General features: G+C 66.7%; 2 protein-coding genes. Both read left to right on the top strand.

Going from position 1 to position 2296, the window contains the following annotated elements:
* Nucleotides 1-788, top strand: a 788-nt coding sequence (locus OKA11_RS24235; protein WP_267225165.1) for a tyrosine-type recombinase/integrase, incomplete at its 5' end; no start/stop codon positions are given.
* Nucleotides 789-793: 5 nt separating this feature from the next.
* Nucleotides 794-1987: an IS91 family transposase gene (locus tag OKA11_RS24230; RefSeq protein ID WP_267225163.1), complete on the top strand. Its 1194-nt coding sequence runs from the start codon at nt 794-796 to the stop codon at nt 1985-1987.
* The last annotated feature ends 309 nt before the right edge of the window (nt 1988-2296 follow it).

The raw sequence follows: 2296 nt of genomic DNA, 5'->3' as shown, positions 1-2296 counted from the left end.
TCTCCGCCTGGCTGGGGCGCCCTCCCGACAAGGCCACGGCGGAAGATCTGCGCCGTTTCCAGGTCGAACAACGCGAAGAAGGGATGGCGCCCCCGACGATGAACAGCATCGTTTCCGCGCTGCGCTTCTTCTTCACGCAGACGTTGGATCGGCCGGATCTCTCGCGCCGGCTTTACCGCGAGAAGCAGGTGCGCAAGTTGCCGATCGTGCTCAGCCGCGAGGAAGTGGCGCGCCTGCTGCAGGCGACGACCTGCCTCAAGCACCATGCCGCCCTGGCGGTTGCCTATGGCGCGGGCCTGCGCGTCGCCGAGGTGTCGATGCTCAAGGTGGGCGACGTCGACAGCGAGCGCATGCTGCTGCGGGTCGAACGCGGCAAGGGCGGCCGATACCGTAACGCCATGCTCTCCAACGACCTGCTCGCTCTGCTGCGCGAATGGTGGAAGATGGGCCATCGCGAAGGCGTGCTGCACCGCGACGGATGGCTGTTCCCCGGTCAGCATCCCCTCAAGCCGATCAGCACCAAGCAACTTCACCGCGTTGTCGTCGAGGCCGCCCAGTCCGCCGGGATCGCCAAGCATGTGAGCCCACATACGCTGCGGCACAGCTTTGCCACGCATCTGCTGGAGGACGGGATCGATATCCGGATCATCCAGACCTTGCTCGGTCATGCCAAGCTCGAGAACACCGCCTTCTACACCAAGGTGGCGACGCGCACCGTCCATGCTGTGGTCAGCCCGCTGGACAAGCTCGGGATCGTCGCTCCTGCGCCGGTGGCGCCCGACGGCTGAACACCTTGCGCACCTCACTCGAGGTCGCCGATATCTTCCGCAGCGCCGGGCCCGCCTACAGAACATCCCATGCTGGGCACCTGAGCCTGGCCCAGCTCAAGGTCATGGCGGCAATCGAGAGCTGTCGCACCGCAGCCCTCGGCGGGCACATCGAAGCCTGCCAGGACTGCGGTCATTGGCGGATCGCCTACAACTCCTGCCGCAACCGGCACTGCCCGAAGTGCCAGGGGGCGGCGGCGCGCGCCTGGCTCGAGGAGCGCGAGGCAGACCTGCTCCCGGTTGGCTACTTCCACGTCGTCTTCACGCTGCCCGCTGAGGTCGCCGACATCGCGTGGCAGAACAAGGCGCTAGTCTACGACCTCTTGTTCAAGGCGGCCGCGCAGACGATGCTGACCATCGCCGCCGATCCCCGGCATCTCGGCGCCCGAATCGGCATCACCGCGGTGCTGCACACCTGGGGATCGGCGATGACCCACCATCCGCATGTCCACATGATCGTGCCGGGCGGCGGCATCGCGCCCGATGCAAGTCGCTGGATATCCTCGCGTCCGGCGTTCCTTCTGCCTGTGCGCGTACTGGGCAAACTGTTCCGGCGCCTGTTCCTCACCCGGCTGAACGCGCTGCAGGATGCCGGCAAACTCGCCTTCTTCGGCTCCATCGCCCATCTCTCGGACCGCTCTGCCTTCCAGCGCCATCTCAGACCCGCGCGAGGCAAGCGCTGGGTCGTTTACGCCAAGCCACCATTTGCCGGCCCGCAGGCCGTGCTCGCCTACCTGTCGCGCTACACGCACCGCGTTGCCATCTCGAACCCGCGTCTGCTCCGCTTCGACGAGACGGGCGTGGCCTTCCGATACAAGGACTATCGCCGCGATGGGCCCGATCGCCAGCGCGTCATGACCCTGAGCGCCAACGAGTTCATCCGCCGCTTCCTGCTTCACGTCCTGCCGCGCGGGTTCCATCGCATCCGCCATTACGGCCTGCTCGCCAGCGCCGCGCGCCACGACAATCTCGCGCTCGCCCGCCGCCTGCTTGCCGTCACGCCAGAGGCTGAGGCGCCAGAGCCCGAAGCCGAGCCCGACACTTGTGCACCATGCCCGTGCTGTGGGGGGCGCATGATCGTTATCGAAACCTTCCCACGCTGGAGCCAGCCCCGCGCGCCGCCCAGGCCCAACCCGCCAATCCGGGAGCGCGTCGCATGACCCGGCATGGATCAACCCGCTCACGGGTCGCAGCAACCTCGCTTCGGCCGCCGGCTTGCCTTGCGCTTATCGGCCAGAACCGAGCTCCCGTGCCGATTGGATCATGTGATCGAACGGTTATCCCCCCGTCGATCCGCCGGCGAAATCGGCCCATTGCCGGCCGGTTGATGGGGCTCGTAGCGCAACTCGTCGCCCGTTCCGAAGCGCCAAAAAGCGAAACACCCATAGATCGGTAATCGGGGCCCGCGGGTTCGTGCCTCGGAGACTTTCGTACGCCTCCCGGCGCCCGAAACTCTTCACGGTAGGCGA

This window comes from Novosphingobium clariflavum (assembly GCF_026420865.1).
GTDB classification, from domain to species: domain Bacteria; phylum Pseudomonadota; class Alphaproteobacteria; order Sphingomonadales; family Sphingomonadaceae; genus Novosphingobium; species Novosphingobium clariflavum.
This window is presented reverse-complemented; position numbering and strand designations above follow the sequence as displayed.